Origin of the sequence: Dyadobacter arcticus, from assembly GCF_011762185.1 — a bacterium.
GTDB lineage: Bacteria > Bacteroidota > Bacteroidia > Cytophagales > Spirosomataceae > Dyadobacter > Dyadobacter arcticus.
In genome coordinates, this window is record NZ_JAASQJ010000001.1 from 566060 (window position 1) to 580821 (window position 14762).

The 14762-nt window shown below is 42.6% G+C and carries 13 protein-coding genes; 7 read left to right on the forward strand and 6 right to left on the reverse strand.

The window, feature by feature from the left end:
• Positions 1-42: 42 nt before the first annotated feature.
• From FHS68_RS02540 to FHS68_RS02550, 3 genes are all read left to right on the forward strand, one after another.
• Positions 43-675 (forward strand): OmpH/Skp family outer membrane protein, encoded by a 633-nt coding sequence (locus FHS68_RS02540; protein WP_167266952.1) that lies wholly within the window; start codon positions 43-45, stop codon positions 673-675.
• Complete coding sequence (locus FHS68_RS02545) at positions 672-1319, forward strand: OmpH/Skp family outer membrane protein (protein ID WP_167266954.1); 648 nt, start codon at positions 672-674, stop codon at positions 1317-1319. The genes FHS68_RS02540 and FHS68_RS02545 overlap by 4 nt, the downstream gene beginning before the upstream one ends.
• A gap of 289 nt (positions 1320-1608) precedes the next feature.
• Complete coding sequence (locus tag FHS68_RS02550) at positions 1609-3207, forward strand: hypothetical protein (protein ID WP_167266956.1); 1599 nt, start codon at positions 1609-1611, stop codon at positions 3205-3207.
• A 39-nt stretch (positions 3208-3246) separates the two neighbouring features.
• On the opposite strand, the gene FHS68_RS02555 is transcribed toward FHS68_RS02550, so the two are convergent.
• Complete coding sequence (locus FHS68_RS02555) at positions 3247-3999, reverse strand: lipoprotein signal peptidase (RefSeq protein WP_167266958.1); 753 nt, start codon at positions 3997-3999, stop codon at positions 3247-3249.
• A gap of 49 nt (positions 4000-4048) precedes the next feature.
• Complete coding sequence (locus FHS68_RS02560; protein ID WP_167266960.1) at positions 4049-5251, reverse strand: proline dehydrogenase family protein; 1203 nt, start codon at positions 5249-5251, stop codon at positions 4049-4051.
• Positions 5252-5433: 182 nt separating this feature from the next.
• Between FHS68_RS02560 and FHS68_RS02565 the strand changes: the two genes are divergently transcribed.
• Positions 5434-6528 carry a chorismate mutase gene (locus FHS68_RS02565; protein ID WP_167266962.1) on the forward strand — a complete coding sequence of 365 codons (1095 nt, stop codon included), beginning with the start codon at positions 5434-5436 and terminating at the stop codon, positions 6526-6528.
• Positions 6529-6597: 69 nt separating this feature from the next.
• Here FHS68_RS02565 and FHS68_RS02570 read toward each other — a convergent pair whose 3' ends face one another.
• Entirely contained in the window at positions 6598-7239 is a 642-nt protein-coding gene (locus FHS68_RS02570; protein ID WP_167266964.1) for an SGNH/GDSL hydrolase family protein, read from the reverse strand.
• Between the two features lie 11 nt (positions 7240-7250).
• A complete protein-coding gene (locus FHS68_RS02575; protein WP_167266966.1) occupies positions 7251-7844 on the reverse strand; it encodes a thymidine kinase in 594 nt (197 codons plus the stop codon).
• A 102-nt stretch (positions 7845-7946) separates the two neighbouring features.
• On the opposite strand from FHS68_RS02575, the gene FHS68_RS02580 reads away from it, so the two are divergent.
• A complete protein-coding gene (locus FHS68_RS02580; protein ID WP_167266967.1) occupies positions 7947-9068 on the forward strand; it encodes a DUF8457 domain-containing protein in 1122 nt (373 codons plus the stop codon).
• A 4-nt stretch (positions 9069-9072) separates the two neighbouring features.
• On the opposite strand, the gene FHS68_RS02585 is transcribed toward FHS68_RS02580, so the two are convergent.
• Positions 9073-9921, reverse strand: a complete 849-nt coding sequence (locus tag FHS68_RS02585; protein ID WP_167266969.1) for a hydroxymethylglutaryl-CoA lyase-like TIM-barrel protein — start codon at positions 9919-9921, stop codon at positions 9073-9075.
• A 32-nt stretch (positions 9922-9953) separates the two neighbouring features.
• Positions 9954-11015, reverse strand: coding sequence for an NAD-dependent epimerase/dehydratase family protein (locus tag FHS68_RS02590; protein WP_167266971.1), 1062 nt, complete (start codon positions 11013-11015; stop codon positions 9954-9956).
• A gap of 242 nt (positions 11016-11257) precedes the next feature.
• On the opposite strand from FHS68_RS02590, the gene FHS68_RS02595 reads away from it, so the two are divergent.
• Positions 11258-11986, forward strand: coding sequence for a hypothetical protein (locus FHS68_RS02595; protein WP_167266972.1), 729 nt, complete (start codon positions 11258-11260; stop codon positions 11984-11986).
• Positions 11983-14754, forward strand: a complete 2772-nt coding sequence (locus FHS68_RS02600; RefSeq protein ID WP_167266974.1) for a carboxypeptidase-like regulatory domain-containing protein — start codon at positions 11983-11985, stop codon at positions 14752-14754. The genes FHS68_RS02595 and FHS68_RS02600 overlap by 4 nt, the downstream gene beginning before the upstream one ends.
• The last annotated feature ends 8 nt before the right edge of the window (positions 14755-14762 follow it).

A 14762-nucleotide genomic window follows, 5' to 3' on the forward strand; every position in this document is an offset into this window, starting at 1 on the left:
AGTCGTTTCGTTAAGAAGTTTGCAAATTATTAGCCCGTTGGCATGAAGAAGTTTTTTATTTTACTAGTTTTGTCAATTCTATGTATATCAGTTGCATCCGCTCAGAAGATAGGATATACTGATATGGAGTTCATAACCAGTAAATTGCCGGAGTATCAGGCGGCGCAAACTGAGATGAAAAAATTCTCGGAGAAGTGGGCAAAAGAAATTCGGGACAAATTTTCAGAGATTGATCGGATGCAGCGAGCCTACATGGCGGAAGAGATTTTACTAACCGAAGATCTGAAACGGAAAAGACAGAATGAAATAAAAGAGAAGGAGCTCGAAGCCGGGGATTATAATAGTAAGATCTTTGGAATGGAGGGATTGCTCTTTCAAAAGAAAAAGGAGCTCATGAAGCCGGTCCTTGAAAAAGTCCAGAGAGCAGTTACCAAAGTTTGCAGTCAGCGAAGGCTTGATTTTATGTTTGATAAATCCAGTGATGTTGGCATGCTTTACACAAATCCAAAGCATGATTATTCAGACTATGTAATGGAAGAATTAGGGATTGATCCCAAGGCCATCAAAGCTTTATCTAACGAAAAAATTGGCAAATCAGAGCAGCCTGTTCAATTGCCGGTAGAAAACTCACCAAAACAAAAAAGTACAAACAGTAAACTTAATAACAAGCAATGAAACAAAAATTGATGGCTTTTTTGGTCGTTATGACCATTATCACCTCCCCTCTGTTAGCTCAAACTACCCCTGCAAGCGGACTTACTAAAATAGGTTATACAAATGTAGATTATGTGATCAGTAAGTTACCTGAAAGTAAGGTAATGCAGAATCAGCTTGAAGTGACCAAGGCGCAATTAGACAAGGCATTAAGCGAAACTTATAAGGAAGCGCAGGAAAAATACGAGGCTTATCAGAAAAACGGCGCAAACATGACAGATGTGATTCGCGCTGATAAAGAGAAAGAGTTGCAAAATCTGCAGACCCGCATTCAGGAGATGCAAACCAATGCACAGACTTCCCTACAAACAAAGCAACAGCAGCTGTTGGAGCCAATCCTGACCAAGGTTAATAATGCGATTCAGGAAGTGGGAAAGGAAAGTGGTTTTCTTTATATATTGAATATGGATGCAGGCCAGGGAACTACTCCAATTATTTTGTTTGCTGCATCCGAAGAAAACAATGCAACAAACTTGATCCTGCGGAAACTAGGAGTAGATCCTGATAAAGTGGAAGCAGCAGCTCCGGCCTCTGCAACACCCACGAAACCGGCCGCTACAACAACACCAGCAGCCGCTCCTGCTACAACGCCTAAGAAAAAATAGTAAGTAGGTAATTGAACTTAAAAAACCGGAGAGCAGTCTTTAAAATGGCTGCTTTCCGGTTTTTGTATTTCCAAGATTTTGCGGTAAAATATGCTATCTACCGGCTTTTATCATAGCTCCGTAAAGAGGTAAATATTCGAAAAATGCAAACGTCCTATTTTGTGAAAACAGCGATTCTGTAAAATCCAGTTTCAGAAGTAATCACAGGGCATTCTATATAGGATTTACTAGTTTTGCGTTAAAATCAGAGAATTCTTTAACCCATTGAATAAATTATATTTTTGACGTTATGATAATAAAACATATTCATAAAATACTGATACTTCTGCCAGCTGTTTTTTTATTTTTCCAGGCGCAGGGACAGGATAATATGAAGAATGCTTCAAACGGTCCTTTACAGATAATATTTCCGGATGAACCGGAGTGGAACATTTTACAGGAAGGCAAAGAAATTAATTTTCATCTTCAGGTAAGGGGTCGGAAAAGTGACTCAGTCAGATTTAACGTGCCCAGCGGATTATTAAAAGAAATGAAATTTGACTCCTCTGGTCATTTTGTCTGGACCCCTGGGTTCGATATTGCCGACCGAATTAACACAACTAAAAACTTTCCCGTCATCTTTGAGGCTCAAAACGTGGCCGGCGAAAATGTTACAAGGGAAATAGTTTTCAAGGTTAATCATATTAATCGGCCTCCCCAAATAGATGAGTTGCAGCCATTTTATGTTCAGTATAAGACACAAAATGTGTATAAAATTGACATGGGGTCTGTTCGTGACCAGGATGGAGATCCTATCATTTTTGTCCCAATTTTAGAAGAAATGCCTGAGGGGATGAAATTGACGGCAGCTGGTGAAATCACCTGGGAACCATCCATGAGCCAATTTACAATCCTCAAAAAAGGCCCCCGTTTTATGGAGTTTTTTGTTGAAGATCAGCCTTCAAAAGCAAGGACAAAAGGAAGATTAAAGCTTGATGCGACTCAGATGGACCTGGCGCCGGATTTCACAATCATTCCTCAAAACTCGGTAGTTAAAAGTCCTGAAAATAATCGGATCAACTTGCGATTTTCCTTATCGGATCCAAATGGAGAAGATGATATTACCACATTTAACTTCATTTCAGAAAACAAGAAAGTACCCACGACTGCTTTGGTAAAGAACAGTCCAACTAGTTACGAATTCATTTGGGAGCCGGGTTTTGATTTTGTCAAAGACCCTTTTGACACTCTTGCGTTTAACATGACATTTTATGTTATGGATAAGGCGCAAAATAAAAAAGAGAAAACTGTCAAATTTGTGATTAAGAATACGGTTGATGAAAGCCTGCGGGATAATTTTGTTTATAGCCTTTATCGTGGTGCACTGGTTAATGCCTGGGGGCTCTTGGAGCAGATGACGGAAAGAGAAGGCGAATTAAAAAGGGCTTACTCGAGAGCTAAAAAGGGAAAGCGCAGCCGGTCTCTCTTAAATGCCTCATTGGGAGCAACCACCGGTTTGGCGCCAGTTATAGCAAAAGCAAACCCTGATACCCGTGGTTACATTACAACTATTGGCGGAACCACTGTTGCCACAGTTGGAACGCTTGAAGCAACAGAAGTAATAGGGAAATCGGTGAACGGCTTATTGGACCGGTTTAATTATGTCATGCAAAAGAAAAACGAGCTCCAAAATAAAGGGGATGTTTTTGCACGGGAATATGCCCAAAAGTCGTCACGCCGGCAGCCGGACTTTATTAGAAAGCTCGACGAGTTTAAGTCATTAATGAATTTGAGTGGATTAGTTGCGCTTGAATTAGATGCGAATTGGGAAAGTAAAAAAGAAGCAAACGACAATGCGATAAAAAAGGCATTTAAGGATTTTGTGCCCTTGACCAAGGACGAAAATTGAAAGAATAATCGGGGTGAAATTACTATGTCAAGAGCGCTTTTAGCTCTCTTTTTCGTTTCTATCGTCTTCCAGCTCACTGGTAGCAGGTGATGGAAGCGGAACGGTTTCCGTATCGTTGTCTTCAGTAGCGATCAATTCAATATTAGAATCACTTGCCGCAATAGGAGCTTCGTCGAGGGCAACGTCCTGGTCATCCTGATGGTGTGAGCCCGAAGAATGGAAGCTTCCCTGAAATATGAGGATACTGCATACGCCAATGAAAATACAGGAATCGGCAATGTTGAAAATAGGAGTAGAATAATATTGACCTCCCCAGACAGGCACCCAATCGGGAATGAAACCCTCCCAGAAATCCACGAAAATCATGTCAATTACCTGGCCGTGAAACCATGGAGTAGGCGAACCATAAGGTGCATTGCCGAGCAGAACGCCATAAAATGTGCTGTCGATCACATTGCCTACCGCACCCGCAAGGATCATCGCCAAAGCCCAGAGTAACCCTTTCGAAGCGCCAGACCTGGCAAGATGAATCATGTATCCACCAATTGCGACCATCGCTACCAACCTGAAAAGGGTAAGAAATAGCTTGCCGTATTCATGCCCTAGCTGCATGCCGAATGCCATGCCTGGATTAAGGACGTAATGCAATTTAAACCAATTTCCGACTAATGCAATCTGTCCGGAAAAACCCGGTTCCATGTATTTATGTACCAAAAGTTTGGAAGCCTGGTCAACAATAATGAGCAGAAAACTGAAAACTAAATAAGGCGCCGGATTTCTGGATTGGTTCATTCCTTTGGTAAACAATTGACAATTTAAGAACGCGAAAGTAATAAGATACTTATAAAGAACCGATTCCTCTTCTCTTCAATTCACTTTTGACCAATAAAAACTCCCGGCTGCTCTGACCTGCGATGGATGTGTTTTCCTCGGCGCGGCGGATCAGATACGGTAATACTGCATCAATGGGTCCATAAGGCACGTATTTCGCGACATTATAACCGATTTTGGACAAGTTGTAGGATATGTTATCACTCATTCCAAGCAATTGTGCAAACCAAATCCGATTATCATCATTACTAATCCCCAATTTTTTCATTTTTGCAGCGCAATACTGGGAGCTATACTCGTTGTGGGTACCCAGGCAAATCGAGATATATTCAATGTGTTCGAGGCAAAAATCAATAGCTATATTATAGTCGTCATCAGCCGCCTGTTTTGAAGTGTGTATGGGACTGAAATATTCATTTTCTCTGGCGCGCAATCGCTCCTTTTCCATGTAAGCGCCCCGGACCAATTTGCAACCGACGTAATATCCTTTTTGACGCGCAGTGAGATAAGCGGTTTTAAGGGCATCCAGCGTTTCGTGGCGATACAATTGATAGGTATTGTAAACGATGGCTTTTTCTTTGTTAAATTTCTGCATCATTTGATACGTCAGATCGTCTATCACGCCCTGGATCCAGCTTTCTTCTGCATCCACGAATATGCGGACGTCCTGCTCATAGGCGCGTCTGCAGAGTCGCTCCACGCGCTCCTTGATCCTGTCATAGGAAGCCTCTTCTTCGTAGGATAGGGAATCTTTTTGCTGAATTTTTTCCAGTAGTTCGGCTGATGCAACTCCGGTGACTTTGAAGACAGAAAACGGGATAGTGGTGGATGAGGCTGCTTTATCAATCGTCCGCAGAATCTCATCAGCGGTATTCTCAAAACTGGTTTCTTTATCTTCCCCTTCAACCGAATAATCTAGGATCGTACCGATAGCAGAGTTGCCCAGGAGTCGAATGGTCGCATTGCAATCATTGATTGTTTCGCCACCACAGAATTGTTCAAAAATGGTTAGCCGAATGATATTTTTTATAGGTAAGTGAAGTTTAAGTGCGAGCTTTATGAAAAAAGTGCCTAAATTTACCACTCGAGCCTGATTCATTAGGCTGAATAACCAGTAAGTTTTCCGCAGTTTAGCATCAGTTTTGGAAGCAAACGCGACGGAAGTATCTTCAAAAAATACAGGTATTTGGTCTTTTGGTGAGGGATATGCCATTGTATTACTCGTTTTTCCTAGGTGAGTGTTAACATTTTAATTAAAACCACAGGAAGAAGGTAGTATTCATTAGGAGTTAATCGACTTATATGGTATCAAATGTACGGCAATCCCAGAAATACGCATAGTACAGGATCAAAATATTACAATTATCTATTTATACTAAGGACCAGTTTTTGAATATGAATGCTTCTTTAGATATCCTCCCATTAAGCAGTTGGATTAATACCGAGGGAAAACCTTTGATAATAGCCGGGCCTTGCAGCGCAGAGACCGAGGAACAAATGTTGGAAACCGCAACCCAAATCAGGGATGAAGGATTTGCGCATGTAATCCGCGCAGGAATTTGGAAACCACGGACCCGTCCGGGAAGTTTTGAAGGAATGGGTGAGGCAGCTTTGCCATGGCTTCAGGCTGCAAAGAAAGAAACCGGAATGCCGGTTGCAGTGGAAGTGGCTAATCCACAACACATTGAATTAGCCCTTAAATACGGCGTTGACATCCTCTGGATCGGCGCGCGTACTACTGTGAATCCATTTAATGTTCAGGAATTGGCCGATGCCTTGAAAGGTGTTGATGTTCCCGTCCTTGTTAAAAATCCGGTTAACCCTGATTTACAGCTTTGGATTGGTGCTTTGGAGCGTCTTAACCAGGCGGGCGTAAAAAAATTGGGGGCAATCCACAGAGGATTTTCCAACGCGCAGGAAACCAAATTTCGCAATTCTCCAATGTGGAACATTGCTATTGAGCTAAAAACGCTTTTTCCTAATTTGCCTGTTATTGGTGATCCAAGCCATATGGCAGGAAAGCGCGCTTATTTATATGAATTAGCGCAGCGTGCACTGGATCTACATTATGACGGTCTGATTATTGAATCACACCGCGATCCGGATAAAGCATGGTCCGATGCTTCACAGCAATTGACTCCTGCTGCACTTGGCCAGATGTTGCATGATCTTCATGTTCGCAAGGAATCTTACGGAAGTGATTACCAAAATCAATTGGAGATTATCCGTGGCAAAATTGACCATTTAGATCGCGAAATGCTTGAAACATTGGCACAACGCATGGCTTTGGTTGAGAAATTGGCAGAGTACAAGCGTGACAATAACGTAGCCGCTTATCAGGTTGACCGTTTCAGGGAAGTTCTTGAGACACGTGCAGGATGGGGCAAAAGCATGAACCTTTATCCAAATTTGGTGGATGAACTTTTCAAACTCGTTCACATGGAATCTATCCGCAAACAAACGGAAGTGATGAACCAGGTGAGCGCTTAAAAGACTTTTTATATATTTCTGACGGCTGTCTCCATAGAGGCAGCCTTTTTTGCTTTACGGGTTATCCGTTTAGATCCCTTTCTGCTTTAAAACTTTGCTTATTTCCCTCGCCCATATCACATAAGCCTTTTCATTGAGATGGGTTTTATCAACTGCATATTCAGCTTTAAGACCTGACGAATCTGCAAGGTATTGATTCAGATTAATGTAAGTGATCTTTTGTTTGGTGCAGTAAGTAATGAGGAAATGGTTTAACGAGTCTACCTCGCTTTTGCTATGTGGGTCATTTTGCTCGTAAACGGTGAGGGTAACAACTGGAATAATTTTGTTTTGGATAAGCGTCTCCAACATAGTTTTGAGATTTTTTTGAATCTTTTGCTGCGCAACTCCCACGGTTATATCATTGATCCCGCCTTTCAAAAAGCATATTTTAGGATGTAATGCGACGACGTGTGACTGGATCAATTGCAGGAAATGGTAGGTCGATTGGCCGGGAAGTGCATGATTCATGACGTCGGTCCTATGTAGTAACTCGACCCATTTTCCCTGCGCTGTGATAGAATTTCCATACATTATTATGGTCGGATTGCCCTTGATCGAGACAAATCTTTGCGCTATTTTATCGCGGTAAATAAATGCGAGAACGGCAAATATCCCAGTGAGCAGAACATTGACAGCCAGTGACATCGCAAGCAGCCTTTTTGTTTTCATCTGGCAAAACCTTAGATATAGGCATTTTCACCCAGATTGAAGCAACGCCGGCAACGCGCTTCATACAAATCAGTTTCACCCAGGAGCACCCTTTCGCTGGATGACGAAAGCCGATAAGAGTGTGAGGCGACTTCACCGCAAACCATACAAATTGCGTGAACTTTGGTAACATACTCGGCAGTAGCCATCAATTGCGGCATGCAGCCAAACGGCTTTCCCCTGAAATCCATATCGAGGCCGGCTATGATAACGCGTTTACCAGCATCAGCGAGTTCATTACAAACAGCTACAATGCCATCATCAAAAAATTGCGCTTCATCCAGCCCAATTACTTCAAAACTTTCAGCCAAAGCAGTGATTTGCAACGCTGAATGCACCGGAACAGAGCGGATTGAATTGTCATTATGAGAAACAATGTTCTCCTCATGATAACGTTTATCCAAAGCAGGTTTGAAAATTTGGATCCGCTGTCGCGCAATTTTGGCACGGTTTAACCGCCGGATCAATTCTTCGGTTTTTCCTGAAAACATAGATCCGCAAATAACCTCGATCCAACCGGTCCGGGGGTTTTGATTTTCGCTTTTATGTGAAGGTTCTACGAACATGTTTGGTGCCAGACCGACCCGCTTAACGGTCAATTTTGTTTATATTTACAAATCAAACATATTTTTTTTAAACACAATCGTTCCCCAAAGCTCTTATTCGTCATGCCGGATAATTTGAATATAATTGCACTCAACCAATATGCTGTAAGGTTCACTACAACGGTATTAAATGAGGTTTACCAGTCACAAAATTTCGTAAACGGCGGGGGCTTATTGAAGCTTACTCCGGTGAGGCAAGTGAACCTGGGTATACTGAACCGTCTGTTTGAAGAATGGAAAAGCAATGCAGAAGCATTTAAAAGTCCGTATTTTGATTTTTCTAATGAAGATGTTAAAAAAGCATTGGAAGACTTCATGAATACAGCTTCTCAGCACATTTCGGTAAAACGTGCAGATCTGGAACCGTTGCTGACCGAGTCAGTCAAAGAATCACTAAAATTACTGTTAACACCTGCGGCTTATTTCGAGGATAAGATCAGGGTGAATGCGGATGCTGAATTTACCCATGAAAAGGCAGAACAGCTGGTAAAATATACCCATATCCATCGCGGTATGGCCGAAGCCATGCTTGGACGGCTGACCGACAGTGGCTCAAATTCGGTGTACCAGACTCAAGCCGTGAGTTGGTTATACGAATTGAAAGATAATTCAGACCTAATCGATGATATAGAAATGCATCTGGTTCAATTCTCGGAAGTATTTCCGGTTAATTTGAATGAGCTAAAAACGGTAGAGGCTGCCAGGAATACGCCCAATGCAAGAAATGAATCGAAATCGTTTTTTGATTCAGCATTTACAGATCTCGAACCTGCAACACCAAAGTCCGGACCGCCGCGAGCTGAACCAGCCAGTGCAATTCTGAGCGAAATTGTTTCCAAAACGAATGCTTCCGAAAAGGAGTCTTTAAATAATCGTTTTAAAGTCGAAATTGCCAAACCTTCCCACGACAAATCTTACGGCAGTGTACCGGTTAAAGTGGAAAGCATCGCATCATCCATCCCATTGGGCCAGCGGTTCATGTTTGTAAATCAACTTTTTAATAGAAACAGTGAGCATTTTGATAAAGCGGTTTACGAGCTGGATACCGTAAAAAGCTTTGAAGAGGCTGAGAACCTTATTTGGCATCGTTATGCATCCAAATATGCCTGGGATGTGAATGGAGAGGCGGTAACTGCATTATTGGCAATCGTAAAAAGGAAATTTGCCAGCAATCATCACATTTAAATATTCATTTTTCGACCAGTTCGAGAAACATTAAGCGGGCCTTTTGCAATTCAACCTGGTTGATTGCAAGAGGCTCTTCCTTTTCAGCCGCGAAATCAATCAGTTTTTCCGTAGGCATATTTCCAATCAGGTCATCCTGCGCCATTGGGCAGCCGCCGTATCCGAACAATGCGCCATCGAACCGGCGGCATCCCGCCTGATATGCGGCATCTATTTTAAACCGCCAGCTTTCGTAACTGGTATGAAAATGTGCACCAAATTCTAGCTGAGGGTAAGCTGGGGTAAGTTGGGTAAATAGCTGATCTATATCCACTGTTTTGGCAACGCCGACAGTATCTGACAATGCAAATGTGCGGATATCAAGCATAGAAAGCCTATCGACCCATTCCATAACGATTTCAGGATTCCAGGGATCGCCGTAAGGATTACCAAAACCCATTGATATGTAAATCACCAGTTCCTTTCTATTTGTACCACATAAGTCCGCAATGCACCTGACCCTGTCTAGGGATTCTGCTATTGTCGCATTGGTATTGCGCAATTGAAAAGTTTCTGAAATAGAGAATGGATATCCGAGGCTATTGATAGCAGCATGCTGGCAAGCCTCTGCGGCACCCCGTTCATTCGCAACGATAGCCAATAAGCCAGCCGAGGTTTCGGAAATTTGCAGGCCATCCAGTAATGCGGCGGTATCACTAACCTGGGGCATTGCCTTGGGTGATACAAAACTTCCAAAGTCAATGGTGTCAAAGCCAACCTTTAATAACTGATTCAGATAAGCAATTTTTTTTTCTGTTGGTATAAATGGGTGGAATCCTTGCCAGGCATCACGGGGACATTCTATGATTTTCATAAACCAATTTTGAATGAGTGAATGACTGAGTGTTACATTAGAATTGGCGCGAGGTCTTTTTCGTTTTCAGCCAGCCAGGCCGCTATTTCTTCCACAATCTGGCGGATGCCTATTTCGGGTGTCCAGCCTGTCAGGGCGGTGACTTTCGTGTTATCCGTAACGTAAAGACGAATATCTGCTGTGCGGTTTTCAGGAACAACTTTAATTGGAATGGTTTTGCCAGTTACTTCCTGACATACCTTAGTCAATTCCTGCAAAGATGCGCTGCTTTCCAATCCACCGCCTGCATTCAGGATTTCGCCATTTACCTTGTCCAGATTATGCAATTGCCAATCGATCAGGCGGTAAAGGTCTGCAACATGCAACATATCACGGATCTGTTTCCCGGTTCCTCCATATCCAAAGTAACCCAGCTGCTGATTAAAGTAATGTTTGGCGATCCACAGTACCATCACGCCCTGATCCACTTTACCCATTTGCCATGGACCTGTAATCACCCCGCAGCGATTGATAACTGTTTTCAGATTATAAAATTCATTGTATTCCTGAATAATCAGTTCAGATGCCAGCTTTGTTGTTCCATACAGGGAGCGGGCGCCATTCAGCGGGAAGTCTTCTGCAATTCCTTTGGATGAAACTCCGGCCACAGGCTGATCATCGGAAAGTGCGAACCTGGTTTCTTCCTCAACGAAATTTAAGGTTTCGATTGTTTTGATCGGATAGACCCGGCTGGTAGAAAGAAATATAAATGCGGCTTTATGTTTCAGGGCATAATTAAGACAATTTACAGTACCTACGAGATTAGTATTGATCAGATAATCGGGTGTCCCGTCCAGTCCAGCCAGTACCGATGGTTCTGCCGAAGCTTCGATTACAGTGTCAACCGCTGGTATAGAATCAAAATCTTCCTTATTTCTGATATCTCCGTGAACAAACTCTACACCATGCTTTTTCAGGCGGCTCAGGTTCAGTTCGGAACCACGGCGTTTAAGATTATCAAGTGCGTAAACATGATAATCAGGATAGTTTATTTTTAAAGATATAGCCAGAGAAGATCCTACGAAGCCAGCACCTCCGGTAATTAAAATTTTCATATGTGGAGTTGAATGATCTGAGATGTGCGAATTAAAGAGAGCCAAAGTTATCACATTACCTATAACCGATAATAATGCTTGAAAAAATTATGACTAAATATGTATCCCGTTTGGTATGTAACCCCAAATAAAAAAAGATTTTCTCATTGAAGTATGTAACTCATGTTCACATCTTTAAATACATAACTTATATTGCAACAAATAGTTAGACTTTTTTCGTATTGAAACAAAACCCAGCCTGCATGCGCATTTTTACTACCGTCTTACTTTTCCTGACCATTACTGCCACACGCTCGTTTGCGCAGGTTGCCGAAAATAATATTGCCGCTGCAAGTGCCATAAATTATCCGTTATCATTATACAAAGAGGCAACGTCAATGTCTCAAAATCTCTACAACGGCAGGCAATACTATGTATATGACGCCCGCCAGGAAGAGTTTCAATTTTTCAATCAGCGTAAGTGGGTTAAGGGTGTTATCTATTACGACGGGCAACGGTTCGACAGCATTCCCATGCTTTATGATATTTATAAGGATGAACTTGTCATCAAACATTTCAATGGGGATCATGTGCTGGTTCAGTCGGAAAAGGTTGATTATTTTCTTTTGAACAACCACCATTTCGCCAGATTTGAGTCCGGAACGGATATCAATGAGCAAATGCGCACCGGATTCTACGACATCTTGTATGATGGCAAAACCCGCACATTAATCCGCAGATTTAAATCCCGGCAGGAAAAAATAGTCGATAAAAGAGTTATCGCCCTTTATCCGCAGAAAAATTTCTTCTACATCTATAATAATGAACGCTATCACTCTGTCAACAGCAAGAAAAGTGTTTTGGGCTTATTTCCCGAACAAAAAAAGGAACTACGAAAAGTCTTAAAGGACGAAAAAATCAAATTCCGCAAGAATAAGGAAGTCGCTATTGCAAAAATTGTCGCCAAACACGACGAACTGGCCAAACCATGAGGAAACTTTTACCATTATTAATATTATTCTGCACAGTTTCTGCCGCTAATTTTTCCTTTGGACAAAATATAGCCGAGAAAAAAATTACAATGCGCCTTGATTCCGCGAGGTTCGGAGAGTTTGTGAAGCAGGTTGAATCGCAGACAGGATACTATTTTTATTACGACGCCAACCGCTTCGACAGCCTAACGCTGGATCTAAATGTTAAAGACCTGACCATTAAAGAAGCATTAGATCAGGTTTTTAAGGGTTCGGATTTCGAATATTCTATTGATTCCCAGAAAAGAGTTTACATTACCGAAGGCCAAAGAATCATTACACAGCTTACCCGAGGCCTTTTCGAGCCCGATAGGGCAAGTGATAATGACACCGTCGCATATGCTGGTCCTGAAAATGATGTGAAGGAGAAGCTGCTTTCCACTGCCGAAAGCAAAGTGCACGACCTTGGTATCCGAAAACACAGGATCACTCCCGGCAACTCAACAGTAACCGGGTACGTTCGCAACGCTACCACTGGTGAGCCAGTTATTGGGGCTGCGGTCTTCATTGCCCAGCCTTCCATTGGTGTTACGACGGATGCGCTTGGCTTTTATTCCCTTACAATTCCGCGTGGCAAGCAAATATTAAGGATCAAGAGCACGGGAATGCGTGAAACCCAGCGTCAGGTGGTACTTTATTCTGATGGCAAGCTTGATGTGGAAATGCGCGAAAGTGTGATCGCCCTGAAAGAGGTATCTGTGAAGGCAGGTATGGATAAAAATGTGGTTGGGACGCAGATGGGAACGGTAAAACTGACTATCAAAAACCTGAAGCAAGTTCCGACCGTTTTTGGGGAGACTGACTTGCTTCGCACCATTCTTACCCTGCCTGGGATTAAATCGGTTGGTGAAAACAGCACCGGTCTTAATGTGCGTGGGGGTTCAACAGACCAAAACCTGATCCTTTACAATGATGCCGTTATTTACAATCCGTCCCACCTTTTCGGCTTTTTCTCCGCATTTAACCCCGATGTTTTGAAGGACGTCGAACTGTATAAAAGCACAATTCCGTCCAAGTTTGGCGGCAGGTTATCTTCAGTGCTGGATATAAACAGCCGCGATGGTAACAAGAAAAAATTTGTTGCGTCAGGCGGTATTGGTCTGGTAACAGGCAGGTTAACCCTTGAAGGACCTATCATTAAAGATAAAACGTCATTCCTTTTGGGAGGCCGCTCTACTTATTCCAACTGGGTGATCAAGGCTTTGGATAATGAAAATTATAACAAAAGCTCAGCGTCCTTTTATGACATTAATCTTCATGTAAGTCATGAAATCAATGAAAAGAACAGCTTATTCCTGACAGGCTATGTGAGCAGTGACCGTTTCCGGCTGTATGGAGATACATTATATTCCTATCAGAACCAATTGGGCTCACTCAAATGGAAGCATACGTTTAACAGCCGGTTGTATGGTGTTTTGACTGCTTCGCACAGTAAATATCAATATGCGATGGGTGCAGCGGGCCTTCCGCTCAATTCGTTCGATCTGAAGTTTGACATTAACCAGTCGAACTTCAAAGCTGACCTCAGTTATTCCCTGGATCCGCGTCATACCCTTGAATTTGGTGGCAGCACCATTTATTACAAACTACATCCCGGATCATTTCAGCCTAAGGGTGCCGAATCCCTAATTGTGCCTGATGTGCTAGAAGCTGAACAGGCAACAGAAAGTGCTTTCTATTTGGAAGATAAGTTTGAAGTCAATTCAAAATTATCGATTTCGGCGGGCATTCGTTATTCGTATTTTCAATATCTCGGTCCCAAAACCATCAACACTTATGTTCCAGGATTTCCAATCGACTATATCTACCAGGAAGGTGTAAAGGAATACCAATCCGGAAAGAAAATCAAGTCCTATGGCGGTCCCGAATATCGGGCATCAGTTCGCTATAGCGCTTTCGATAACCTGTCTATCAAGCTCAGCTACAATACATTAAGGCAATATATTCACTTGCTGACCAATACCATGACCGTTTCGCCAACAGATATCTGGAAACTGAGCGATCCTTATGTCAAACCACAGATAGGCGACCAGATCTCACTTGGATTTTACCGAAATTTCAGGGGCAACAAAATTGAAATGTCATTGGAAGGTTATTACAAAAACATCAAAAACTTCCTGGATTACAAAGGAGGGGATTCGCTGATCATGAACCATAACATTGAAGCCGCGGTGCTGAATACCAAAGCCAAGGCGTATGGGGTGGAATTTATGATCAAAAAAATGACTGGAAAGCTTAACGGCTGGCTGGGTTATACTTATTCCAGGACATTGCTGCGGGCCATTGACCGCGAATCGCCGGATGCGCCGAACAATGGCAACTATTATCCGAGCAACTATGATAAGCCCCACGACTTTACATTGATATCCAATTACAGGTTCTCACACCGGTTCAGCCTGTCGTTCAATTTCACATACAGTACCGGGCGACCCTACACACCACCGATCGGGAAATATTTAATCGACGGAGCACAGCGCGTTTATTATGCCGACCGAAATCAGTTCCGCATTCCCAATTACTACCGAACGGATCTGGCGATGAACATTGAGGGCAATCACAAGATCAAAAAGCTCGCGCACAGTTCGTGGACGTTGGCAGTCTATAATTTATTGGGCAGGAAAAACCCTTCATCGGTTTATTTCCAAACAGTTGCAGGAAAAGTGAGTGGTTATCAACTCTCAATTTTCGGTCAGCCAATACCTACAATCACTTATAATTTCAGGTTTTAATAGATATA

Bases quoted from the DNA above. Each gene is read 5' to 3' on its own strand.
- FHS68_RS02560 (WP_167266960.1), bottom strand. From the start codon at position 5,251: ATGGCATATCCCTCACCAAAAGACCAAATACCTGTATTTTTTGAAGAT.
- FHS68_RS02555 (WP_167266958.1), bottom strand. From the start codon at position 3,999: ATGAACCAATCCAGAAATCCGGCGCCTTATTTAGTTTTCAGTTTTCTG.
- FHS68_RS02565 (WP_167266962.1), top strand. From the start codon at position 5,434: ATGAATGCTTCTTTAGATATCCTCCCATTAAGCAGTTGGATTAATACC.
- FHS68_RS02575 (WP_167266966.1), bottom strand. From the start codon at position 7,844: ATGTTCGTAGAACCTTCACATAAAAGCGAAAATCAAAACCCCCGGACC.
- FHS68_RS02545 (WP_167266954.1), top strand. From the start codon at position 672: ATGAAACAAAAATTGATGGCTTTTTTGGTCGTTATGACCATTATCACC.
- FHS68_RS02590 (WP_167266971.1), bottom strand. From the start codon at position 11,015: ATGAAAATTTTAATTACCGGAGGTGCTGGCTTCGTAGGATCTTCTCTG.
- FHS68_RS02595 (WP_167266972.1), top strand. From the start codon at position 11,258: ATGCGCATTTTTACTACCGTCTTACTTTTCCTGACCATTACTGCCACA.
- FHS68_RS02580 (WP_167266967.1), top strand. From the start codon at position 7,947: ATGCCGGATAATTTGAATATAATTGCACTCAACCAATATGCTGTAAGG.
- FHS68_RS02570 (WP_167266964.1), bottom strand. From the start codon at position 7,239: ATGAAAACAAAAAGGCTGCTTGCGATGTCACTGGCTGTCAATGTTCTG.
- FHS68_RS02540 (WP_167266952.1), top strand. From the start codon at position 43: ATGAAGAAGTTTTTTATTTTACTAGTTTTGTCAATTCTATGTATATCA.
- FHS68_RS02550 (WP_167266956.1), top strand. From the start codon at position 1,609: ATGATAATAAAACATATTCATAAAATACTGATACTTCTGCCAGCTGTT.
- FHS68_RS02600 (WP_167266974.1), top strand. From the start codon at position 11,983: ATGAGGAAACTTTTACCATTATTAATATTATTCTGCACAGTTTCTGCC.
- FHS68_RS02585 (WP_167266969.1), bottom strand. From the start codon at position 9,921: ATGAAAATCATAGAATGTCCCCGTGATGCCTGGCAAGGATTCCACCCA.